This window comes from Pseudomonas sp. S9, from assembly GCF_000222125.1.
In the GTDB taxonomy this organism is placed as follows: domain Bacteria; phylum Pseudomonadota; class Gammaproteobacteria; order Pseudomonadales; family Pseudomonadaceae; genus Aquipseudomonas; species Aquipseudomonas segetis.
Genome location: NZ_AFFX01000006.1, coordinates 282,075 through 306,030, shown reverse-complemented (window position 1 = coordinate 306,030; position 23,956 = coordinate 282,075). Strand labels below are relative to the sequence as shown.

Genomic DNA, 23,956 nt, shown 5'->3' with positions numbered 1-23,956 from the left:
GCCAATCAAACCTTATCGGGCGTTGTATTCAGTTTTCTTCTCGCGCCTCCCAATCACCCAGGACGCCGAGCAGCGTCTCGGAAAAATCAGTACCTGGTTTCCATCCGGTCTGCTTTTGTAGTTTTTCGGAGCAACCCACAACCCTTCGTTGCTCGGCTTTGCGCAATCGCGCCGGGTCCTGTTCAAGAGCCACTTCCAGGCCAGCCAAATGCGCCATATCGACAATCACGTCGCGAACGCTGCGCTCAATGCCTGAACACAGGTTGTAAACCTCGCCAGCCTGACCTGTTTCCAGCATCAGCAAATAAGCCGTCACCACATCCCGGACATCGAGAAAATCCCGAGTGACATCCACATCGCCCACTGTCAGTACAGGCGCTTGTTGACCGCGCTTTATGCGGATTAACTGGCGCGCCATGTCGGCCACTAAAAAGGTTTCGTTCTGGCCACTGCCAATATGGTTGAACGGCCTGGCAATCAGCACACGCCACGACTCGGTATATCCCCACTGCTGGCACAGCAGCTCTGCAGCAACCTTGCTCACCGCATAGGGATTGCGCGGTTTAACCGGCAAAGCCTCGGAAATCGGCATGTCCGGCGTATCAACATGGCCATAGACATCACCCGAACTGACATAAAGAAAAGTGCCGCTAAATCCACGCCGCTTGAGCGCCTGTAGCAGGTTCAGGGTGCCCAGCAGGTTCACGTCAAAGGTTCGTTGTGGATCGCGAAAGGCCTCCGGGACAAACGTCTGGCCTGCAAGATGGATGACCGCATCCGGGCAGGCCTCCGCCAGCGCAGCATCCAGTGAGGCAGGCTCAAGCAGGTCAAATTTTGCCGACTCAATAAGTTGCCAATCTGATCCAGGCCTGGACGCTAGCACCTTCTCTAGATGCCGGCCGACAAAGCCACTGCGCCCGGTAACAAAAAGACGGCTCATGCCTGTTCGCCTATTGTGTTGATGGGGGTATTGAGCAAGGCAGGCATTGGTTGCAAGCCTCTTGCACCTTGATCCTTATGTTCGAAGCGTTGCGCTACCCGGCTACCTAATTGACGCATCGGCATTTCTACCCAGCGGTAATTAAGCTGGCTAAGCACCGAAATCAGACCAGCAGCGATAGTTAGGCTCAGGAGCACATGCAGACTTGCTGAAACATCGGTAACGCCGAGTGCTCTATAGAGCAGTTCACGAGTAAAGAAGTAGGCAGGAATATGGATGAGATAAATGGCGTAGGAGCGAGCACCCAGCCACTTCATCAAGCGCTGGCCCAAACCTGTTGGCCATAAATAGCCTCGTCCATAGGAAGCGAGCCAAACCAAGACTGTAGCCATGACAGCTATCAAGCCAATTCGAACAGTAGGCAGAAAATCGTTATGTGCCGCTAAAAACGACATGGCCAGCAGTAACGAAGCCAGAATCAAACCACCAGATAATGGCAATGCCTTTAGAAAACGGGGTTCAAACATCTGGTAACTGGGTTTTGCCGACCAAATAGCGAGCAGTACGCCCAGCGCCAGCGCATCAGTACGCAAAGACATCATCAATACGCTGCGCACTTGAAAAAACTGCACTAGCACAACGATTAACAGCAACCACAACAACTTCTGTCTGAAACACAGCGCCAAAAGCGGTAGTAGCAAATAAAACTGCTCCTCCAGGGAGAGGCTCCAGTAAACAAAACTAAAGCCGTAGTCATACTTAAAGAAGCTGTCTGCAAAGCGGAAATTGGCGAAATTAAACAAGCCTGCAACTGTGGCTTCCATATTTGTCGACAGCGCACCAAAGACACCCGTTTGGTTGAACACCAGAACCAATGGCAAAGGTAGAAGCAGCCACAGCCAAGCCGATGGTAGAAGCCGGAAAGCTCTCCGAATCCAGAAAGCAACGATTACAGGTCTGGCCGCAGATTGCTGCAAAGCAGGTAGCAACTGGCGCGCGATGACGAAACCTGAGATCACGAAGAACAGATCGACTCCCCACCAAAGCTGCAACTGCGACATCAAAGCCTCAAGCCACTCAAGGTTACTGCTCACCAGATTTCCAGAGACGTGATGAAACAGCACGCAAAGGACCGCCAGCCCACGCAGAACTTCAATCTCAGCAATTTTTTGCGTAGCTGCATTCATCCTGGAGCCCACCTAAAGAGGCTTGCGCGCAATAACGACTTGGCTTTTAGGCATTGCTGCATCCAGCGCCTGCTTGATTTGCTTGCCTTGGGGCAGCGATAAAAGCGTTGACCAGGTTTGTCTCCAGTTTTCTATAAGCGGATGCCAGGGCGGCGATAGAGGCTGGTTTTCACAGGCCCAGTACAGCGACCACCAAACCGAATGGTAAAAGCCATATTGGGTGGTGCGCTCAATTGTCAGGCCGGCATCAAGCACCAGTTGGGCCAGCTCGCCGCGTTTGAAAATACGAATATGGTTGGGCTTCTCAAAGTAGACGGGAGGGGCGATATGGGTTTGTATGGTTTCAATCAACTCGTCCGGCACTGTCAGCAGGAACAATGCACCAGGCGCCGCAACCCGAACCAATTCCTGCATAAACTGGGCAGGATCATCGACATGCTCAAGCACCTCCATGGCCACGACCCTCGTCACATGTGCATCAGGCAAGGGCAACGGGTTGGCATCGGTAACCAGTGCCTGAACGCTTCTGGCACCCGAAGCTTCAACATGGCGGCGCGCCGACTCGATTTTCTCTGCATCGACATCGGCAAGGATAATGGCGGCGCCCTGCCGGGCACTAAAGCCTGCATAACCACCATCACCACAGCCAATGTCCAAGAGTGTGTCGGCTGCTGTAATAGCAAAACCTTCAATCAACTCGCCTGTATCGCCACGCATCCAACCACTCATATAGCTATCAGCCAGGCCAACATCGATTTCTGGCTGTGGCGCAGGCACGGCGGTATCAACAGGCTCGGCCACAACTGGAGCTGGGTCGACTTGTTCAACGGAGTCCGCATTGAAAAAGCGTTTAATTTTACTGAGCATTTTTATTCCTGTTATCGGCTCGTGACTGGCTTGGTTTGCGGGCGACAATGACCTGACTCTTAGGCATCAAGCTGTCCAGGTTCTGCTTCACCGGGGAAAACTCCGGCATATCAATCAAACGCTTCCAAAGACTCGACCAGTCCTCCACTAGCGCGCTGTATGGCGGGTGTACGACATCATGGGTTTCGCCTGAGTTGGGCTCGCCGCCGTGCTTTTGCTGCGTCCAGTACATCAGCATCCACATGGTCCAAAAGAAGCCATAGGAAGCGCGGCGTTCAATGATCAACCCGGCCTCCTCGACCAAGGCGGCGAACTGTTCACGCTCGAAAATATGGATATGGTTGGGATGGCTGAAATAGTGCGGCGCCGCACACTCTTTTTGAATGTGCTCACCGACAGGATCAGGCACGGCCAAGAGAAACAGAGCCCCCGGACGCGCAACACGCACCAGCTCACGTAAAACCCGTGCGGGATCTTCCACATGTTCCAGCACCTCAAGGGCAATGACCCGGGAGGCATACTCATCGGCCAAGGGCAGCGGCACGCTGTCAGAGACAATGCCTTCGACTCCACGCGCCGGTGTCTCCTTGAGCTTTTGTTTGAGTGCGTCAATTTTTTCGGCAATTACATCGGTGAAGACCACATGGGCGCCGCGATTGGCGCAGAACAATGTGGCGCCGCCAGCCCCGCAGCCGATATCAAGCACCACGTCCTCAGCGGAAATAGCAAAGCCGCTGAACAACTGGTCAGTGGCATTTTGGAACCAGCCACTTTGCACGGCATCGACCAGCCCGCAATCACGCGCATCAACGTAGTCTTCGGTACGGCCACTCGCAGCTGCAGATGCAGCGGGCGCGCCTAGACGCTGGAAAAGCTTTTGCAGAATCTTCATGCCGAGACCTGCTCTTCAAGCTGAAGAAAACCGAGCATTCGCTCACTGGCAACCGAGTAAGAACAATGCTGCTGCATGCGCTTGATCGCATTTTTCGCCAGTTGCTGATAACGCTCCGGGTGCTCCTGGACACAGCTGTAAGCGGCGCTATAAGCCTCCTTTAGCGGGTGCTCCTGGACACAGCTGTAAGCGGCGCTAAAAGCCTCCTTTAGCAACTGCCAATCTATCTGCTGGCGCAACGTACGGTAGGCGATCCTCGGATCATGGGGCCATGCGGTTGCATCTGCCCAGCTATCGACCACAAAACCCACGCTGTCGTCGATGTAATCCGTCATTGCCGAATTTCGCGGCGCAATGGCCGGCTTACCACAGGACAAATACTCCATAAGCGGCAGACATTGGCCTTCGCCATAAGATGCATTCACTATGTAATGCGTTGCCTGGATCAGTTGGTTATAGGCATCGCCACTCAGATAGCCATGTACCAACACCACTCGACAGGCGAAGGGATCAAGGCGAGACATTGCCATTAATATGCCTCTGATCGCATCTTCATAACGGTGATGGCCCAGTTTGAAAACCAGGGTGGCGTTGGGTTCATCCTTGAATGCCGAACAGAAGGCCGTCAGCATATCCACCCAGTTCTTGCGACCATCTTGAGGATTAAACAGGCTGGTAAACACCACCCCGCTCAATTCCAGCTGACGAGTACCGGCCTGCCACGGATCACTGCTCTCAACGAAGCGATCAAGCATCTTGCGCAATTGCGCAGGCAGGGCCGGAGCCACCACCTGTTGATACCAGAGCAAGAGGTAGTGCTGGGTGATACCAACAATGGTCCCGGATTTACGTCGATAACCAAGGTGATTCTCGATTGGAATCAATCCACGAGACTCAGCAACCTCGCGCGCAATCTCCTCTGCTGTCGGCAGTAAACGCGCAAAATCAGGAGCATGGCTATCAAAGACCACGCCACGTTCTATCGCCAAGAGCTGTGACCTGGCGACAGCTGCCGTCCGAAGAAACTCGCGCACGGTTTCCAGGCGATCCCAAACGGGAGCCGGAATCGACACTACCGCGAATGCCTCGCCCATGATCTGGCGAACCGCCCTTACGCTTTGCTCCGAATGGACAATGGCCGCACCGCACTGGGCGAGACATTTACGCCAATCATTTTCAGGCCGGTCCTCCCACCAGGTTTCATCCGGCATGCTACTGAATTCCCATGCGAAAACAGGAATTGTCGGGCAGGCCAGGTCTCGGCATGTCAGGTGTGGCGGTGTGAAGCTGAGAAATACACAGTCCTCGCCCCTGGCTTGAGCCGCTGCGTAATGCGCATCAACTTCAACAGCCGGATCGGCCACCAGAACCACTTCACCAAGCGTCTTGAGCAATGGCAAGAACTCGCGAAGCACAAAGAAATAGCTGTACTCGGGTTCTCCCAGGTTTTGCACTACGGTTTCAGCATTCATGGCGCTATAGAGCAAGAACTTCATGCTTGAGCTCCAGCCAGGCGTTGTTCGCTACCTGAGCCCAGTCCTTGCAGAAAATCCTGCACCTGCTGTGCAACGACTGGGGTATCAGAAAACTCACGCAATTGATGCCAAGCGTGCTGGGACATTTGCTGATAACGGGCAAGATCACCGCCCGCAATCTGATGACAATGGCGATACCCCTCCATCAGCGATTGCCAGTTCAATCGATATTTGCGCGTGCGAAATATTCCACAAGGATCGTGCGCCCAGCAGGATGGTTCGACGCTGGTTTTCACGACATAGGCCATCTGCTCATCGACATAATCGAGCATCGCTGTATGCCTGGGGGCTAGAGCGGGTTTGCCGCTGGCAAGAAACTCCATCAACGGCAAGCACAAGCCTTCGCAAGTCGATGCATTGACATAAAAGTCACTGATCTCAATTAACTGCCGATACTGCTGATCATCGAGAAATCCGTGTAATACCAACACTCGGCATTTGAAAGGTGCTAAGCGCGACAATAGGGTCAGCAAAGGAATTCGGTAGTGTTCCAGATCATGGTGGGTCATCTTCAGGATCAAGGTCGCATCGCTGGTTTCTGAAAATGCCCAGCAGAACGCAGTCACGATATCGATCCAGTTTTTGCGGCCATCGCGCGGATTAAGTACAGAGGTAAACACCACGCCTGACAATTCAATGCGGCATGCATGCAACGCTTGCGCACCGAGTTCACTATGGGCAGGCGCAGCAGGCTTTTCACGCCTGGCCACAGCGCTGGGCCTGTTGCTCAGGGCCTCGCGCCACGCGTGATAAAGCGCCCGGGTACGTCCAACCCGGCTGTGATCTGACTTCGCCGCTGCAACCAACAAGGGCGCTTGGGGCCGGGGCATATGCTGGACCAAGCCATCGGCCGAAAGTCCCAGTAAAGGGCTGTCGATGACGTGCCCGGTGAACTCGATAGAGCGCCCTGGCCGGCAAGGTGTCCAACCACCTTCCGGCATCAGGGCTTGGAATCGTGACCAGACAGGTGCTGGTATCGCAGTAACTGGATAGCTATTACCCATGGCTTTACGCACTGCATCCGCCGACTCACGGCTGGAGGCTATGGCGCCTGCAATGCCTTGCAGGACATAGCGCCAATCATTACGTGGTTCGCCTTCCCAAGACTCATCCGGCACATTGTCGAACTCCCAGGCAAACAGGCAAATCGTTGGACACTCAAGATCAATGGGGGTCTGTTGCGGAGGGCTTACGCTGATAAAAAAGACTTGCTCGCCAGCGGCGCGATACTGTTGGTACAGGCTATCGACCTGATCGGCCGACTCCACGCTGATGACTTCGGCTATCTGCTGCAAGGCAGGCATGAATTCTTTCAGCAAAAAGAAATAGCTGTATTCGGCCTTGCCCAAGGAGGCCTGGATATTCGACTGGGTAATTTTCGAACTGATGAGAATAATCATGTACGGCTTGCAAGCCTTTAGCGTCAGATCCCTGGCTGCGAGCAACCAAGCTTGATTGTTATTATTTTTAAGCCTTGCTTGACCTGACGCCGAGAGATCAAACCGTTATAAAAGCGATAAATTCGCTATTTTTTTCAGGTTTTCATGACATATGGCGGCAATATCTGCAGGCAAATATTTTTTCACGACCCCTCAATACCACCAGCATTTAGTTTGGCTTGCAATAGGCAAATCTATGATATGTGAAATTTTTTGTAACCTGCGAAAGGCGCAATCTAGACGCTTTGCGCCGGCCCAGTATTTGCAGGGCCTGTGCTGAAACCTATGCGTAGTGAATAAAAACTGGAGCGCATTGAATCAAGGTCAGTGCAACTTTCGCTGCCGCCCAAACTCATAGCTTGGCGCTACGCACAATCCGCTGGCCGAACCTTCAGCTCCCGGATTAAAAAATCTATTAGCGGGCATTACCCGACGCGGCATAATCAGCGGGCTAGGCTTATACTCACCCTAGGTGCCCAGCGCCCAACATCTATCCACAGCTTGGAGTTTTCAGGATGAATCCCTTACGCACACTTAGCTTCGCAGCCCTTATGGTTTGGGCAGCCAATGCCTCGGCCCCCAGCTTTGTGGTCACAACCGATGCCATTGTTGGCGCTGTTGCAGCAACCACGGATGCAACCTCTGATGTCAGTTCGTCGTTCAAAGACGACAAAGTTGTCTTGGCAGCCCGTGATGACGCAGCCAGCTTCGTTGCCAGCCAGGGCGCCATTCGTGGCGTTCATCTGGAAGCCGCTCTGGATCACATCCGCACCACAGTTCCAAGCCTGCAAGCCAATGATATGCAGCTGGCTCAGGCCATCATCAGCCTGTAACCGCCCAATAACGCCACGGCCTGTTCGTGGCGTTATGCATTTCCCCTGCACCTCTGGCTATCGGCCTGCCGTGTGAGTCAAAATCCGCATACCATGCTGCTACCTGTGTAGCGGAACCGGGCCGAGTTTTGCCCGTCCAATCGCTATCGAATTGTTTTACGGAGATTTTTTATGCGTCGCATTTTGCTCACTTCTGTTGCCGCAGCCGCACTCATGGCCGGCTCCGTCCAGGCCCAGACACTGGTTGCGACCAGTAATATCATTGTGCGTGCTCTTGATCGCACCCTGGATTTCACCTCGGACACCACCACATCAATCCGCGACTCCAAGGTCGTGCGTGAAGCCCATGATGACGCGGCCAGCTTTGTCGCCAGCCCGGGCGAAATCCGTGGTGCCAACCTTGAAGCGGCAATCACCACTATTCGTAGCCGCGTACCCGAAGCCGAAAACGCCTCCGACCTGACCCTAGCGCAAGCCATTCTCGCTCTGTGAGTCTGGCGCGTACCTGCCTGGTTCTTTGCCTGCTGCTGGTTTCCACCGGTAGTTACGCGCAGCTAAGCCTGGAAGTTGTTGGTGACGAGTTAAGCGCGTCGGAGCAAGCGGCCAGCCAGGCGTTGCTCCAGGATGCACTGCAGGTGCTGCCGCCCCAATTCCGTCAGCGCCTGGATCGCAAGGTCAATTTCAGTTGGCAGCAATTGCCGGAGCAGGTCTACGGGCGCACGGTAAAGGTCGATCAGATCCGCCTCAACCAACGACTATTGCCGGCGCTGGTTGATGGCAGCGCGCAAACCCAACAGACCAATCGTCCCCACGGCACGGTGCGCAAAGAATTACTGGCCACGGTGATTCACGAACTGACCCATCTCTACGACCGCGCCCAGCTTTGGCCCACCGCAGAAAAAATACGCCTGCAGCGCTGCCAGAATCGCGCCAGCAGCAGCGGCCTTGTTGGCTTGCCGGATAACTGTCGCGGCGAAACCGCACGACGCTTCACCCTCAGCGATGACCCGCGCCTGCTGGATATTGCAGGCTGGCCGCAATATGTGGGCCGCCGCGGCGAACGCGAGCAGGAAAACCACCAGGTTGCCCGCAGCCCGGACCTTTACGAGCTGGAAAACGCCCGCGAATTTGTTGCGGTCAATATGGAATACTTCCTGCTCGATCCCGACTTCGCCTGTCGCCGGCCAACACTGGCCGCCTACTACCGCGAACAGTTTGCCTGGACGCCACCGAACCAGGCCAAGTGCGACACCAGCCTGGCTTATCTCAATGCGGGCAATGACTTCGCCAAGGAACCACTGGGCAAGATTGATCCGGAGCGCGTCTACGCGGTCGATTATCTGCTGGCCGAGGCCAACGACCAGCTTGCCAGCCGCTGGGGCCACAGCATGATTCGCCTGATCATCTGTGCGCCGGGCCGGCCACGTGGCCCAGCGTGCAGGCTCGACCTGGACCAGAGCCTGGTACTGTCCTACCGCGCCTTTATTGGCGACGTGCAGCTGTCCAGTTGGGGCGCGATGATTGGCGCCTATCCATCCAGGTTGTTTGTCTTGCCATTGGCCCAGGTGGTCGATGAATACACCAAGACCGAGCTGCGCAGCCTGATTTCGGTGCCGATGAACCTTGATCGCCAGCAGATCAATGATTTTGTCACCCGCTCGGTTGAGCAGCACTGGAGTTACGACGGCAACTACTACTTCCTGTCGAACAACTGCGCGGTGGAAAACCTGAAACTGCTGCGCACGGGCACCAACAACCCCAAGCTGCAAACACTCGACAGCATCATGCCCAATGGCTTGCTGGAAGTCCTTGAGGCGCGCGGACTGGCGGACTCGACTGTACTCAAGGATCGCAAGGAGGCCATGCGCCTGGGCTATTTGTTCGATTCGTACCGCGATCGCTATCAAGCCATGTTTGATGTGTTGCGCACTCACTTGCCGATCAAGCAAGAGTCCGTGGACGACTGGCTGGAGCTACCAGCCAAACAACGCAGCCAATGGTTCGCCCAAGCCGACATACGCACCACGGCGGCAATGATGCTCCTTGAAAAAGCCGCGCAGCGTAAGCAAATACTGGTCGCCCAACAGGAGCTCAAGGAACGCTACCTCAGCGGTCGAAAAGTGCCTGACAAAGGGCTGGACAAGGCAGGCAACGCCCTTGAGCAGATCCTCGCCAATAGCGGCTTCCTGAGCCGGCCAGCGGAGATGCTCGAGGGCGGTTATGGCTTGCCCCAGCCAGCCGAATGGCAGCGCCTTGAAACCGAGAGCAGCAACCGGCAAAAGTACCTGCTGAAACTGCGCGACTCGCTCGACAATGAAGTCCGCAGCCTGCTTGAGCCAGAACGGCTGGCGGAGCTGGAGACCATTGAAGACAACCTCAAGCTACTCGGCAAACACTTGCGCGAGATGCATAAGGCCAGCGGCGGGTTGATGCTGCCTTAAAGAAGCTTCTGCTTCTCCTCTGGTAATTCGGGGTCAAGCCGCAGCCACGGCAACCTGCTTTGCACCCAGATATGCCGGTCGGCAGCTGCCAGCTCTGGGTGATCAAGGGTTGCGATGGTGACGTCCAGGGTGTGGGGGCTGAGCGTGGTGAACAACGCCAGCTGCGCACCGCAATCGGCACAGAAATAGCGCGTGCAACTGGCTGATGACGCATATTGCCTGGCCTCGCCTTTGAGCCAGGCAAAACTCGCCAGCGGCACGGTAATCCAGGTGGTGACAATTGCTCCGCTGCTGCGCCTGCAAACCGAGCAATGGCAATGCGCGATGTCCTGCAGCGGCGCATCGAACTGATAGCGCATGGCACCGCACTGGCAACCGCCGCTATGGAGCTGCGTCATGGTCATGCCTCCCGTTATGCAAATTACAACGACCCTGGACAACCTTGTTGTTGCGCTCCAGCACGCCACTGAGCAAGATAGCTGCCTATCTATTGCAGGAGGTTACCGTTCTTGAGCTGCTACTGGCCTTGTGGCCGTTATTTGCCCTGATTGTGGCCGGTTTCTATCTGCGACGCTGGAACTTTCCCAATGAAGCCTTTTGGCCCGGCGCCGAACGCCTCAACTACTTTATATTGTTCCCGGCACTGTTGTTTAGCAGCCTGGCCCGCGCGCCACTGGATAATCCTGCACTCAAGCAACTGGCGCTCGCGGTGATGCTGGGGCTTGGCATCGGCTGGCTGGCGCTGCTGCTGATGCGCCGCCTGCGGGGCTGGCCCGCCGCACGTTTCGGGGTATTCACCCAAGGCACCCTGCGCTTTAACACCTACCTCGGCCTTGCCGCAGTTGGCAGCCTGTTTGGTCAACCGGGCCTGACACTGGCCGCACTGATGCTGGCGCTGATGGTGCCGACAGTGAACGTATTGTCAGTCTGGTCTTTAACCGCCGAGCGCGGTATCAGCCTGCGCAGCCTGCTATTCCCCATCGCCAAGAACCCACTGATTCTTGCCTGCCTCGGTGGCGCACTGATCAACCTCAGCGGTATCGGCCTGCCCGGCGGCAGCGATCGACTCCTTAGCCTGCTCGCTGCCGCCAGCCTGCCCCTGGGCCTGCTTTGCGTTGGCGCGGCGTTGAAACCTGAAGAGCTGGGCGGGGAAGTTCCGGCCCTGGCCTGGAGCAGCCTGGCGCGCTTGGTCGGCATGCCACTGCTGGCGTGGGTGATTGCGCAGGTTCTCGGCCTGCCAGCGATGGAAACCACCGTACTGGTCTTGTTCTTTGCCCTGCCGACAGCGCCCACCGCCTATGTGCTGACGCGCCACCTGGGCGGCGACAGCCAGCTAATGGCGGGCGCTATCACCCTGCAAACACTGCTCGCCGCCGCTAGCCTGCCGATTATTCTGATGCTGCTGGGCTAGGCTCAAAATAGATCCAACTGCCCCTGATGCCCAGCGCTCGCTGGCTCATCACGGGGCGCCAGTACAGCCGGGGCGGTTGGCACCCTGGCCAAACGCTCAGCCAATCCAGCAGCGCGCTCGGCGCGGGTCGCCACGGCTTCAGCCAGCCGCTGGGGCAGGCCCCAGATCTCGACCTTGTGCTTGGCCCGGGTAATACCGGTGTAGAACAGGCTGCGGGTCAGCAACGGGCTTGGCTGTTCAGGCAGCGCCAGCAAGACTTCGCTGAACTCCGAGCCCTGGCTTTTATGCACGGTCATGGCAAATGCACTGTCGTGGCTCGGCAGTCGCGCCGGGGCGAATGGCCTGAAGCCCTGCTCGCCCTCGAAGAACACGCGCAGGCCGTGCTCGGTCGGCAAGCAGATACCAATATCGCCGTTGAAAAAAACCAGTGCATAGTCATTCTGCCGAACCATCACCGCTCGCCCGGCGTACCAGCGCTCGCGGCTGGCGACTTGCTGGCGCCGCCTGATGCGCGCCTCCAAGGCTTCATTGATACCCGCCACACCCCAGGCCCCTTCACGCTGGGCGGTGAGCACACGGAATTCATTGAAGGCAGCGAACACGGCTTCCGGGTCGGCGCTTTTCACCGCGTGGAAGTAACCGGCGTAGCCCTGGGTAAGGCGCTCCAGCAGATCGGTCGCGTTTGGCTCTGCCTGCCAGGCAAGGTCAACCCGCGACTCTCGAAGCAGGCTCAAGGTACCCGGCACGTCACCGGCGTTTATTCGCCGGGCGAGTTCGCCAATCCCGCTGTCACCGGCAAAACGATGGCTGTGGGTCAGCAATACCACGGCATCACCAAGTTGTGACGCCGGTGGCTGCACCTCTACTTGCTGCCCGGTAATGCGTTGCAGGTCAGCCGCTGCCTGGGCATCAAAACCACGCCCCTCGCATAACTCGGCAAAGACGGCGCCCGCTTCAACCGCTGCCAGCTGGTCTTTATCGCCGAGCAATATCAGCCGCGCCTTGGGCGGCAAGGCATCGACCAGCTTGGCCATCAACGCCAGATCGACCATGGAGGCTTCATCGACCACCAACACATCAAGCGGCAGAGGATTGGCCGCCGTATGCCGCACCTGCGGGCTGTCACCGCGACTACCGAGCAGGCGGTGCAAGGTACGCGCTTCTTCCGGGAGCATCTGCTTGACCGTATCGCTCACCGGCAATGCAGTCTTTGCGTTGCGGATGGCCTCGGCCATGCGCGCTGCGGCCTTGCCCGTTGGCGCACCAAGACCAATCGCCAACTGCCCGCCACCCGGCTGCTCAAGCAAGGCCGCGAGCAAGCGCACAACAGTGGTGGTTTTACCGGTGCCGGGGCCGCCGGAAATCACCGCAAGATTACGCCGTACCGCTTGCGCCGCAGCAAGGCGCTGCCAGTCAGGCTGCTGGGTATTGAAGGCAAACAAACGCTCAAGGGTTTGCCCAAGTATGGCTTCATCAACCGCTGGCAGAGCGGCGGAGCGGGCCAGCAATTTTTCGGCGGGTTGTTGTTCGTAGGCCTGAAAACGGGCCAGATACAAGCGGTGGCCATCCAATACCAGCGGCGTAAAATCACCGGCCTCACCGACCAACGGCGAAGCATGCAAGATGCTCAACCAGTCAGCCAGTGCGGGCAGTTGCGTGGTGTTTTCCGGCCATGGCCGCTGCCCGGCCAGGCGCGATAGATCCAGGCACACATCGCCCTTTTCCAGGGCGGCGCAGGTCAAGGCGGCGGAGGCCAGAACCCATGCATCTGCATCCGGCTGCAACCGCTGCAGGCTCTGTACCAGGGCACGCTCCAGGGCACCGAATGACAACTGGGCAAGATCAATCATGCAGACACCTCGGCGCTGAATAACAGATCAAGGGCATCCAGCAATTCATCACTGGGCCGCGAGAAATACACCCCAGCGCTCGGCATGCCGCGCAGGAACAAGTAATAGGCACCGCCAATGTGCTCATTGCTGAAGTCGCTCAGGCGCTGGCGCAAGAAGCGCCGCAGTGCGACCAGATAAATCAGGTACTGCAAATAGTAATGCTCGCGGGCCAAGGCCTGCACCAGCCGTTCACCGCCGTAGAAACTGGCATCCGGCCCAAGCCAGTTGGATTTGTAGTCAGCGATATACCAACGCCCTTGATACTCAAATGTCAGGTCGATAAACCCCTTCAGAAAGCCTTGCAGGCTGTCGAATTCAAGCCGCGCCGCGGCTTCTCGCATGGGCTCGGCCAGACCATGGGCCGGGTCAGTCAGAATGGCGCGCAAGCGCTGCACATCCAGACGCTTCACCGGGAAGGTAAAGCCCAGCTCAGGCAGGCGACGCGCACCCGCAAGGCTGGTCAGGGTCAGTCCAGCGCCGTCCAGATCAGTATCGAGCACCTGTTGCAGTTGCTGACGGGCGATTTCAGTCCAGTCGCTGGAAATGCCATGGCCGCTCAAGGCAGGCTCGACCAGTTCCGCCAGCGGCGCCTTGTTACAGGCCCAGTCTTCGAGGATTGCATGCAGGCAAGTACCGGCCCGTGCTCCACGGGGGAAGGCGTAGAAGCCCATGCCTGGCTCGCTGGCGTCGGGAATCACCAGCCCATCGCGGTCAGGCGCCTCCATGTGCATGCCGGCTGACAAGCCAGAGAAACTGCCAATACGCCAACTGCTGTGCAGGCTGCGTTTCAATTGCGCGAGTTGCGCAGGCGCCGGGGCGCGATGCTCACCGGCGGGGCTGGCTTTGGTTTCAAGCAGCGGGCTCAGGCCAATATGGCCCTGGCTGGCATTGGCCAGGGCTTCAAGTTCTGCATGTATGCCCTGTGGCGCCAGGCTTTGCAGGTGCTCAGCCAGTTCGAAAAGGGGGTCGTTGCCCGGCAGATAACGACCCTGTAGCAGCCAGGCCAAGGCGCTGCTGTGCAGGCCCTCATCGCTCAAGGTGCCGTCCTTTTTCGGTTTGCAGTCGATTGCGCCCCAATGCAACCACAGACGCACGGCAGCGCGGGTCATGGCCACATAGGTGAGCCGTAAACGCTCGGCAAAGCGCTCTTGTCGCGCCAGTTGGCGATGTTGCTCAAACTGTTCGCCGCCAAGGTCGAGCAATGGCGTGCCGTCTTCGGCATGGCAGGTGATGTCTTCCGTCTTGCGCAACAACGCGCCATCCCAGAGGTAGGGGCAAAACACCAGGGGATATTCCAGGCCTTTTGAAGTGTGGATGGTGACTATCTGCACCCGTTCGGCATCGCTCTCAAGACGCAGCAGCGCCTCTTCGCCGTGATTGTCCACACCGCGCTGGGCGTTGAACCAGGCCAGCAACTGCTCCATGCCCGGGCGCTGCAGGCTTTCGTTCTGCAGCAGTTCGGCCAGGTGCAGCAAGTTGGTCAAGCGTCGCTCGCCATCGACCACCGCAAGCAGGCGTTCGGCAACGCCTTGCTCGTCCAGCCAGGCGCGAAAGGCGCGCATGAAGCCTTGTTGCTGCCAGAGTTGATGATAGCGGTCAGCTGCTTCCCGCTCCTGATCCCAGGCCCGCGCATCATCCTGGCAGGCCGCCAGGTCCGCGGCGCTGCGCCCAAGCAAGCGTGTAGCCAGCGCATAGCGCAATGCACCTTCACGGCCCGGCTCAGCGTAGGCTGCCAGCACCGCAGCCAGGGCCTCTGCCTCTTCGCTGTGCCAGACACTTTCCTTACCGCGGCGCACGCTGGGTACGCCCCGCGCCGCAAGCTGCGCGGCGACCTCAGCGGCTTGTCGGTGACTGGCGACCAACACCGCGATATCACCGCCCTTGAGCGGTTCGTGCACGCCATCATCGTCGAAGTAAGCCTGGCCCCTGGCGCTTGCAGCCAGCAGGCTGGCGATTCGCCTGGCGGTGTCGATGGCGACCAAACTGCCCGCCTCGCCTTTGCTCAGGTAATCATCCGCCAGCCAGACCAACGCCAGCGAGGCATCGCTTTGCCCCTCAAGCGCTGGCAGCACCAGCTTGGCCCGCGCCTTGTCGCTGGCACCAACGCTTGGATAATCCAGCCCCGCGACGGCAAACGGCATGGGCCGGTCAAATACCTGGTTAAGGGCGCTGATCAGTTGTGGCGTTGAACGGTGGTTGGTCGCCAGGCTGTATTGCCGGGCGGCTTCACCACGCGCAGTAAAATAGGTGGCCAGGTCCGCCCCGCGAAAGGCGTAGATTGCCTGCTTGGGATCGCCGACAAAACACAGGTCGGCACGATTTTCAGGCTCATCGATGACCTGCGATGGCTCGCCCCCGCTGTCTGAGTAGATACGCCGGAATATCTGGTATTGAATCGGATCGGTGTCCTGGAACTCATCAATCAGCGCCAGCGGATACTGCTCGCGCAACGTCTGGGCCAGATGCTCGCCACCTTCGCCATACAGGGCTTGTTGTAGCTGGTTGAGCAAGTCATCGAATGCCAGCATGCGCTGCGCCGCCTTGCGCGCCGGCAGTTTTTGATTGAGCTGGCCGATCATCCGTACTTGCAGGTCGATCAGGCGCTGCTCAGCCTCTGGCTGCGCCGCGTCCAGTGCGTCACACAGGCCCTGCAAGGCATCGGCGACCGCTTCCAACGGCGCCGAAAACCCCTTGTTGGTGCCCTTGATCAACGCTTCGCGGGCCAGTTTACGCAAGCCATCGACCTTGCTGAACAGAGCCGCCGCATCACTGAAATAGCCATCCAGTTCAAGCTGCCAGAAGCCGAATTTCTCGGCGCTAAAGCTGCGCTTATTGAAGCCATCAAAGGCTTTGAGCTGCTCGATCCAGCCCGCGCCCTGACGCAACCAGAAGTCTTTGGCGTGCTGCCAGGCGCTACGCAGTTGAGCCAGCTCGGCCGGAGCGCTCGGCTGGGGCTCAATGCGCAAATAGGGTTTGCCCAAATGGCTGCGCAAGCGCTGGCGCAGCACCTGCGGGGTTATTTTTTGCTGCACCAGAAACGCCGCCCATTCAGGTTCTGCGCTGGCAAGTTCAATGCGCCAGAGATCGGCGATCAGTGCATCCAGCAGTTCGCGGTCATCCTGGGCCAGCTCGTTATCAAAATCGCCGCCGGCTTCAAACGCCGCATCTTGCAATGCCCGCTGGCAGAAACCGTGGATGGTGAAGATTTCCGCTTGGTCAAAACCATGCACCGCAAGCAACAAGCGCCGATGGCTGGCCGGGTCGGGGAACTGGTCATGCAAGGCATTGAGCAAGGCATCATCGCCATGACCTTGCTCATAAACCACCAGCAACTCGGCCAGGCGCTTGCGTACCCGCTCACGCAATTCGGCAGTGGCAGCCGTGGTGTAAGTCACCACCAGAATCTGGGAAACGGACAGCTGTTTTTCCAGCAACAAGCGCGCATAGAGCAGCGTCAGGGTGAAGGTCTTACCGGTGCCAGCACTGGCTTCGATCAGCGAGCGACCTTTGAAGCTGTCGTGCAGCAGGTCCAACTTGGCGCCACTCATTGCTCGTCCTCATCGCCTTGCAGGGCATCCAGCGCGGGGCCATACAACTGTTCGGCCAACGCCTCGAAACGTTCATCCAGGGGGTCTCGGTCACGAAACGCCAGTGCGTTCCAGGGGTCCTGGCTTTCGCCACTCATAAAGTCATTACCGGCCCACAAGATACGTGCCTCGCTGCGCGCGGCGTCTATGGGTTCCTTGCGCCCTGGTTTGCGCCATTTTTTAGCAAAGCCATAACTGCACTTGGCCAGTACCGGTAACGGCTCGCACAGCGCCGAGCGATAGGCCAGCAGCCAGGGTTCGAGCAATTCACGGGCATTGCCCAGGGCACCGAGACGCCACTCGCTTTTCGGTGACAGCAACCGGCTCTCGCGACAAACCGCCGGGTTATCGCTGCAATTGAGCAGCAAGTGACGCAGCCAGAATGGCGCCAGCTCCCATGCACCCAAATGGCGCAACCGATAATCAAACAGGCCAGTCTCGCAAACACCTTCGAGCCAGCCATGAATGCGCACCCCGGCGAGCTTGATATCAACCAACACCGGCTGCGGCGCATCATCCGGCCGTTCGGCAAACAGTGTCGGTGCGAAGGCCCGGATCGGCCCGCGAATCCGCCCCCAATACGCCTGTCCCAATTCGCCCACCGGCAACCAGCCGGAGGCTGCCGCGACTGCACGCTCCTCGGCTTCGCTCCAGTTGCGCTCGATTGCCTGCAAAGCCAGCTGACGCAAGCCATGGGTCGATGTCCACTCGACACTGAAGGGCTCGTCACCAGCCAGCGCGTCCTCGGTTTCCGCCAAACGCAAGCCAAGGCGCTGCTCAAGCAGATAGCGCGCCGGGTGCTTGAAGCAATGAATCAACTGGCTCGGCTCCAGCGTCAGCCATTCCTCATCCGGCTCGGGTAAACGCTCGACAAAAGGCTGGGCGAGCATATTCGCCGGTTCTGCAAGACGCTGCGCGGCGCGAAACCAGGGCGCGGCAAAACCGGCATGGCGATCCTGTTGAAAGTTGGCCGGGGCAAAGGGCTGCAACGGATGCTGGAGGACGATGTGTTTGCTCGCGGTTTGCGCATAGGCATGTTCCGCCCCGGCGCATACCGCCGTCAGGTCAACCACTTCGAGCAATTCGCTGATCAATACCGAAGGCGGCAACTCGGCATTGCTGCGCGGGTCACGACCGACGTAGCTGAGGTACAGGCCACCGCGTGCGCTAAGCAGGGTTTCGAGCAGCAAATAGCGGTCATCCAGGCGCCGGGCACGATCACCCCGGCGCGGTTTCTGGCCGATCAAGTCAAAACCGGCCGCAGGCGTCCTGCGCGGCAGTGCGCCGTCATCCAGGCCCAGCAGGCACACCTGCTTGAAGGGCAGGCTGCGCATCGGCACCATGGTGCAGAAGGTCACCGCACCGGTCAAAAAGCCCGAGGCGCCGTTGCCCTGCTCCAGCGCAGCGCTGAGCTGCTGACGAATCAGGGCCAGCTCAAGGGGCCGCTCGATACCGGATGCCAGCGCCTGTTCCTGCAACGTCGCACATGCCTTGGACAGCAACAACAAGGTGTCGCCCGACTCGCGCTCATCAAACAGGCTATCGACCAGTTCAAGCAAGGTCTGCGCCCATTCACTCAATGAGCGTGGACGCTGCATGTTTTGCGCTAATCCGGCGAGCCGTTCGACAAACCCGGCCAGGCGTCCGAGCAATTGACCACGCGCGCCTTCCAGTGCATCCAGCGGCCAGCTTTCACCCAGCAGCGGCGCAGCCAGACCGGCCAGTTGCGGCGGCGCGGCAAAGCCCAGCAACAGGCGATCGAGGCCCTGGCGCCAGGTAAATGCAGCATCAGCCGGCAACCCCAATTGCTGACGGTGGCTGCTGTCGCGACCCCAACGCCCGCAAGCCTCTTGCAGCCAGTCGCGAATCAGCGGTAAATCCTCTGGTTCGATCCCGGCCTTGCGGGCGATTGCGGGTTGCTCAAGCCAGGTCAGTACCTCTTCTGCGGCGAAGCGGCTGTCGGGCAGACCGAGCAGGCTGATAAAGGCCTCAATCAGCGGTATTTCAGCGCGCATGCTGCGGTCGGCAAGGCTGAACGGAATGCGCGGCACGCCTTCACGGGGCGCGAACACCGCCTCGATATAGGGCGCATAACGCTCGATATCCGGCGTCAGCACCACCACCTGATCGGGCGTCAGCTCTGGATCGGCGGCAAAGCGGGCGAGTAACTGGTCGTGGAGAATTTCGACTTCGCGCAGTGGCGAGTGGGCGACATGAACCTCCAGCGAACGATCATCTTCGCGCAGCACCAGACGCTGCTCGGGCGTACGGGTTTGCAGGCGCAGGATGTCGTTCTGCAGGGCTTGCAGCAGGCTGTCGTCATGCAGCGCATCGTCTTCAGAATACAAGCCAACTTCCTGGCTGCCTTCACTGCTGGCCAGGGAGAACAAGCTGTCGAAGAAGTCGCGTCCCTGTTTGCCCAGGCTCGCCAATAATGGATGGCCGACATCCAGGTACCAGTCATCCGGGCTCAGCTCAGGCTGACGCGCCAGCTCACGGATATCACGAATCTCGCCCCAGGCTTCGCGGCATGGGTTGAGGGCGAAGATGATCACTTCTGTGTGCTTGGCCAGGCCATCGAGCACGCGCATGTGGTGCGGCGGCAAACTGCTGATGCCAAATACCAGCAATCGCTCCGGCATGTCGGCAATAGGGTCACTGCTGTACAGGCGCTTGAGCAAGTCATCGAGCAGGCGCGCCCGGTGTGGGTGGCCATCCTTGGTCAGTTCGCGCCAGAGCAGGGCCTGCCAGGACTCGTCCGGGCCCAGGTCCAGCAACTCATTGCGCTCCCAGGCCGCCAGCCAGTCATCGCGGTAGAGCAGATACTGGTAAAAGACGTCCGCGATCTTCGCTGCCAGCGACAACCGGCGGCGTTCATCACCGCCTTCAAGGTAGTGCGCCAGGCGTGGCGCCAGAGCGAGATGCTCAGCCTCGCAAAGCCAGTCATACAGGCGCCAACTCAGGGTGGTCGGTGAGAACGCGGATTGCTCGGGCAACTGGCCGAGCGCCAGGCGTGACAAGTCCCAGACAAATTTGGCGGGCAGTTGCACATCCAACTGCATGGCAATGCCTTGCTTGCGGGCCAACTCAAGCGTCAACCAGCGACCCATACCCTGGCTGGGCACCACCACCTTGACCGCCGCAAAGGGATCGCGCAGCGGCTGGGCAAGCAGCGTGGTCGCTAGCTCACCAAGGGTTTCCAGGTCTGGCGCGTGATACAGAGTCAGCATGGGTCACATCACATCCGGGCAATCTGGCTAGATTAACAGTTCAGCAAGGTGACAACAGACTCAGGGCCGCAATCTTTGGCGGGATACAGATCCAGTGAGGCGGATGAAAAGCAGTAGCGGGCAGAAAATGCGACAACGCGAAGCTTGTCCACCTTGGCTCAAACCCAAACCCCGGGCTTGAGCCAATCGTCTGCCCCAATTGCAACAGCGTTACTGGCGGGCGCCGCGCACACCTTCAGCCAGTTGGCTGCACAAATCGAGCACGCCTTTGACGGCCGCATCGCTGCTGTCGGCTTTTTCGATCTGATCGATCAGTGCCGAGCCCACCACCACACCCTCGGCCAAACGGGCGATGGTTGCGGCGTGTTCAGGGGTGCGGATACCAAAACCGATGCTGACTGGCAGGTCGGTATGGCGACGCAGGCGTGCAACCGCTTGCTCGACATGCTCAAGCGTAGCGGAACCCGCACCGGTCACGCCCGCAACCGAGACGTAGTAAACAAAACCCGACCTGCCATTGAGCACTTTCGGCAGACGCTTGTCGTCCGTGGTCGGGGTGGTAAGGCGGATGAAGTCGAGCCCCGCCGCTTGCGCCGGATCGCAGAGGTCGACGTTATGCTCTGGCGGCAGATCGACCACGATCAAGCCATCAACCCCAGATTCCTTGGCCTCGGCGATAAAGCGCTCAACCCCATATTTGTGGATCGGGTTGAAGTAACCCATCAACACCAGCGGCGTGCCTTGGTCATCCTGGCGAAACTCACGCACCATCTTCAGGGTCTTGGCCAGGTCCTGCTTGGCGGCCAAGGCACGAATATTGGCCAACTGAATCGCCGGGCCATCAGCCATCGGGTCGGTAAAGGGCATGCCCAGTTCGATCACATCGGCGCCCGCCTTCGGCAAACCCTTGAGGATCGCCAGTGAAGCGTCATAGCCAGGGTCGCCGGCGGTAACGAAGGTCACCAGCGCGGCGCGGTTTTGTTGCTTGAGTTCGGCAAAGCGAGCTTGCAGGCGGCTCATCAGTTGTTCTCCTGCTGGTTTACGGCACCCGCCATGTGATGCATAACGGTTTGCATGTCTTTATCACCACGGCCGGACAGGTTGATGACCATCAGGTGATCGCTTGGCAGGCTTGGTGCCCGCTTGAATACTTCAGCCAGTGCATGGGCGCTTTCCAGTGCAGGGATGATGCCTTCAAGGCGACAGCATTTGTGGAAGGCATCGAGCGCTTCGTTGTCGGTAACCGAGGTGTATTGCACGCGGCCAATCTCGTGCAACCAGGCGTGCTCGGGGCCGATGCCCGGATAATCAAGGCCGGCGGAGATCGAATGCGCATCGATAATCTGGCCGTCGTCATCTTGCAGCAAGAAGGTGCGATTGCCGTGCAGCACGCCGGGAACACCGCCGTTCAGGCTGGCGGCGTGCTTGCCGGTCTCGATACCGTGACCGGCCGCTTCCACACCGATGATTTCAACAGACTGGTCATCAAGAAACGGGTGGAACAGGCCCATGGCATTCGAGCCACCGCCGATACAGGCAACCAGGCTGTCCGGCAGGCGACCTGCTTGGGCCTGCATTTGCTCGGGGGTCTTTTTGCCGATGACCGCCTGGAAGTCACGCACCATGGCTGGATAGGGGTGCGGCCCGGCAACGGTACCGATCAGGTAGAAAGTGCTGTCGACGTTGGTCACCCAGTCGCGCAGCGCCTCGTTCATCGCGTCCTTGAGCGTGCCAGTGCCGGCAACCACCGGAATCACCTTGGCGCCGAGCAGCTTCATGCGAAAGACGTTGGCCTGCTGGCGGTCAATGTCGGTGGTGCCCATGTAGATCACGCATTCAAGGCCGAAACGCGCCGCGACCGTGGCAGTGGCCACCCCGTGCATGCCCGCGCCAGTCTCGGCGATGATGCGCTTTTTACCCATGCGGCGTGCCAGCAGGATCTGGCCGATGCAATTGTTAATCTTGTGCGCGCCAGTATGGTTGAGCTCTTCACGCTTGAAATAAATCTTCGCCCCGCCGCAATGTTCGGTCAGGCGCTCGGCGAAATAAAGCGGGCTTGGGCGGCCAACATAATCACGCTGGAAGTAAGCCAGCTCCTTGGCAAATTCAGGGTCTTGTTTGGCTTTTTCATATTCATCAGCCAGATCGTGGATCAACGGCATCAAGGTTTCTGCGACGTACTGACCACCGAACGCGCCAAACAGGCCGTTGGTATCAGGACCATTGCGAAATGAAGTCATGGTTTTCTCCTCAATCTAATCTAAACGGCTGGGTCACAAGCTTGGACGGGCAAATCCCCTATCCACTCGGACAATGGACACAGGATAAGGCTGGGTGCCTCAGGAAAAAAGCGATAAGATTGCGGCAACCTGTCAGGAAAACTCACACATGAACCAAGAGCTTCCGCCCTTAAATGCATTGCGTGCATTCGAAGCGGCTGCCCGCCTCACCAGCGTTAGTGCTGCAGCGGATGAGCTTAACGTAACCCATGGAGCCGTGAGCCGACAGATCAAGGTGCTCGAGGCTCACCTGGGCCTGACGCTGTTCAGTAAAGACGGTCGCGGGCTTAAACTCACAGATTCAGGCCTGCGTTTACCTGATAGCAGCTCAGAGGTGTTCGAACGGTTGCGGCAAACCTGTGCAGAGCTCAAGCAAGGTCAGGCTGAGTCGCCCTTTGTCCTGGCCTGCCCCGGCAGCTTACTGGCCCGCTGGTTTATCCCCCGGCTCGACCGACTCAACCGCGAACTGCCCGATTTGCGCTTGCAGCTGTCCGCCAGCGAAGGCGAGCTGGACCCGCGCGGAGCCGGTGTCGACGCCACCTTATGGTTTGCGGAGCCGCCCTGGCCTGCGGATATGCGTGTATTCGAGCTGGCAGTTGAGCGTATCGGCCCAGTGCTCAGCCCGCGCTACAACCACTTCGATGCGTTGGCACAAGGCTCTGCCGAAGGCCTGCTAAACGAACCATTGCTGCACACCACCTCGCGCCCGCAAGCCTGGCCAAGCTGGGCACAGAGTAATGCCATCGCTCCGGCCAAGTTGCGCCTGGGCCAGGGCTTCGAGCATTTGTACTACCTGCTGGAAGCCGCTGCCGCCGGGCTTGGTGTGGCCATCGCCCCGCAACAACTGGTTGCCGATGACTTGGCGGGCGGGCGCCTGCTGGCACCCTGGGGCTTTGTCGAAACCTCGGCGCGACTGGCACTATGGGTGCCGAAACGCCAGCTGGACAAGCGTGCAGAGCGCTTGGCGCAATGGCTGGAGCACGAATTATCGCGCTGAATGCTCGATCCTTGCCTAGGCTTAAAGTGAACGTTGCACGGATGGTGGCATCAGTATTGATAAGTGCCTGATCTAAATCAGCGCTACAGGCCACTATCCAAAAGTGATTTCACTGAGGAGCAGAAGATGTCAGACCACATCTACAAGAAAGTCGAAGTCGTTGGCTCGTCCAAAACCAGCATCGACGATGCAATCAATAACGCCATTGCCGAATGCGCCAAGTCGATTCGCAATCTCGATTGGTTTGAAGTGACAGAGACCCGCGGACACATCGAAAATGGCAAGGTTTGTCACTATCAAGTCACCCTCAAAGTGGGCTTTCGCCTAAGCAGCAGTTAAACCAGCCTAAAGGTGCGGGCGGGCCTCGTCTGCCCGGCCCTTAGGGCTAAATGCCTCTAGCACGGTACTTAGCAACGCGCTTGATTG

The 23,956-nt window shown here is 58.5% G+C and carries 18 protein-coding genes; 6 read left to right on the top strand and 12 right to left on the bottom strand.

Going from position 1 to position 23,956, the window contains the following annotated elements:
- Positions 1-28: 28 nt before the first annotated feature.
- From PSES9_RS0114785 to PSES9_RS0114760, 6 genes are read right to left on the bottom strand one after another with little or no spacing between them, the layout of a single operon-like run.
- A complete protein-coding gene (locus tag PSES9_RS0114785; protein WP_010488176.1) occupies positions 29-940 on the bottom strand; it encodes a GDP-mannose 4,6-dehydratase in 912 nt (303 codons plus the stop codon).
- The gene (locus PSES9_RS0114780) at positions 937-2,127 is read right to left on the bottom strand and encodes an acyltransferase family protein (protein ID WP_010488174.1); all 1,191 of its coding nucleotides are present in this window, start codon (positions 2,125-2,127) and stop codon (positions 937-939) included. The genes PSES9_RS0114785 and PSES9_RS0114780 overlap by 4 nt, the downstream gene beginning before the upstream one ends.
- Before the next feature lie 12 nt (positions 2,128-2,139).
- Positions 2,140-2,994: a class I SAM-dependent methyltransferase gene (locus PSES9_RS0114775; protein ID WP_010488173.1), complete on the bottom strand. Its 855-nt coding sequence runs from the start codon at positions 2,992-2,994 to the stop codon at positions 2,140-2,142.
- Positions 2,984-3,886 (bottom strand): class I SAM-dependent methyltransferase, encoded by a 903-nt coding sequence (locus PSES9_RS23700; RefSeq protein ID WP_010488168.1) that lies wholly within the window; start codon positions 3,884-3,886, stop codon positions 2,984-2,986. The genes PSES9_RS0114775 and PSES9_RS23700 overlap by 11 nt, the downstream gene beginning before the upstream one ends.
- Entirely contained in the window at positions 3,883-5,382 is a 1,500-nt protein-coding gene (locus PSES9_RS0114765; RefSeq protein ID WP_010488166.1) for a glycosyltransferase, read from the bottom strand. Before PSES9_RS0114765 ends, PSES9_RS23700 begins: the two co-directional genes overlap by 4 nt.
- Entirely contained in the window at positions 5,379-6,821 is a 1,443-nt protein-coding gene (locus PSES9_RS0114760) for a glycosyltransferase (protein ID WP_010488164.1), read from the bottom strand. Before PSES9_RS0114760 ends, PSES9_RS0114765 begins: the two co-directional genes overlap by 4 nt.
- A gap of 554 nt (positions 6,822-7,375) precedes the next feature.
- On the opposite strand from PSES9_RS0114760, the gene PSES9_RS0114755 reads away from it, so the two are divergent.
- The 3 genes from PSES9_RS0114755 to PSES9_RS0114745 all read left to right on the top strand — a co-directional run bounded on the left by PSES9_RS0114755 (position 7,376) and on the right by PSES9_RS0114745 (position 10,134).
- Positions 7,376-7,693 (top strand): DUF2388 domain-containing protein, encoded by a 318-nt coding sequence (locus PSES9_RS0114755; RefSeq protein ID WP_010488155.1) that lies wholly within the window; start codon positions 7,376-7,378, stop codon positions 7,691-7,693.
- A gap of 171 nt (positions 7,694-7,864) precedes the next feature.
- Complete coding sequence (locus PSES9_RS0114750; RefSeq protein ID WP_010488147.1) at positions 7,865-8,185, top strand: DUF2388 domain-containing protein; 321 nt, start codon at positions 7,865-7,867, stop codon at positions 8,183-8,185.
- On the top strand, positions 8,182-10,134 hold the full coding sequence (locus tag PSES9_RS0114745; protein WP_010488146.1) for a DUF7844 domain-containing protein: 1,953 nt from the start codon (positions 8,182-8,184) through the stop codon (positions 10,132-10,134). The genes PSES9_RS0114750 and PSES9_RS0114745 overlap by 4 nt, the downstream gene beginning before the upstream one ends.
- Here the strand turns inward: PSES9_RS0114745 and PSES9_RS0114740 are convergent.
- Positions 10,131-10,532 (bottom strand): GFA family protein, encoded by a 402-nt coding sequence (locus PSES9_RS0114740; protein ID WP_010488145.1) that lies wholly within the window; start codon positions 10,530-10,532, stop codon positions 10,131-10,133. The genes PSES9_RS0114745 and PSES9_RS0114740 overlap by 4 nt on opposite strands.
- A 77-nt stretch (positions 10,533-10,609) precedes the next feature.
- Between PSES9_RS0114740 and PSES9_RS0114735 the strand changes: the two genes are divergently transcribed.
- Positions 10,610-11,545, top strand: a complete 936-nt coding sequence (locus tag PSES9_RS0114735; protein ID WP_029529574.1) for an AEC family transporter — start codon at positions 10,610-10,612, stop codon at positions 11,543-11,545.
- 2 nt (positions 11,546-11,547) lie between these two features.
- Here the strand turns inward: PSES9_RS0114735 and recD are convergent, their stop codons facing one another.
- From recD to trpB, 5 genes are all read right to left on the bottom strand, one after another.
- Positions 11,548-13,392, bottom strand: coding sequence for an exodeoxyribonuclease V subunit alpha (gene recD, locus PSES9_RS0114730; RefSeq protein WP_083840280.1), 1,845 nt, complete (start codon positions 13,390-13,392; stop codon positions 11,548-11,550).
- On the bottom strand, positions 13,392-16,985 hold the full coding sequence (recB, locus tag PSES9_RS0114725; protein WP_010488141.1) for an exodeoxyribonuclease V subunit beta: 3,594 nt from the start codon (positions 16,983-16,985) through the stop codon (positions 13,392-13,394). Before recB ends, recD begins: the two co-directional genes overlap by 1 nt.
- The gene (recC, locus tag PSES9_RS0114720) at positions 16,982-20,254 is read right to left on the bottom strand and encodes an exodeoxyribonuclease V subunit gamma (protein ID WP_010488140.1); all 3,273 of its coding nucleotides are present in this window, start codon (positions 20,252-20,254) and stop codon (positions 16,982-16,984) included. Before recC ends, recB begins: the two co-directional genes overlap by 4 nt.
- Before the next feature lie 210 nt (positions 20,255-20,464).
- The gene (gene trpA / locus PSES9_RS0114715) at positions 20,465-21,274 is read right to left on the bottom strand and encodes a tryptophan synthase subunit alpha (RefSeq protein WP_010488139.1); all 810 of its coding nucleotides are present in this window, start codon (positions 21,272-21,274) and stop codon (positions 20,465-20,467) included.
- Positions 21,274-22,494 carry a tryptophan synthase subunit beta gene (gene trpB, locus PSES9_RS0114710; RefSeq protein WP_010488138.1) on the bottom strand — a complete coding sequence of 407 codons (1,221 nt, stop codon included), beginning with the start codon at positions 22,492-22,494 and terminating at the stop codon, positions 21,274-21,276. Before trpB ends, trpA begins: the two co-directional genes overlap by 1 nt.
- 148 nt (positions 22,495-22,642) lie before the next feature.
- On the opposite strand from trpB, the gene PSES9_RS0114705 reads away from it, so the two are divergent.
- Both PSES9_RS0114705 and PSES9_RS0114700 read left to right on the top strand, forming a co-directional pair.
- The gene (locus PSES9_RS0114705; RefSeq protein WP_010488137.1) at positions 22,643-23,530 is read left to right on the top strand and encodes a LysR family transcriptional regulator; all 888 of its coding nucleotides are present in this window, start codon (positions 22,643-22,645) and stop codon (positions 23,528-23,530) included.
- A gap of 126 nt (positions 23,531-23,656) precedes the next feature.
- Positions 23,657-23,869, top strand: coding sequence for a dodecin (locus tag PSES9_RS0114700; RefSeq protein ID WP_010488136.1), 213 nt, complete (start codon positions 23,657-23,659; stop codon positions 23,867-23,869).
- Positions 23,870-23,956 lie beyond the last annotated feature (87 nt).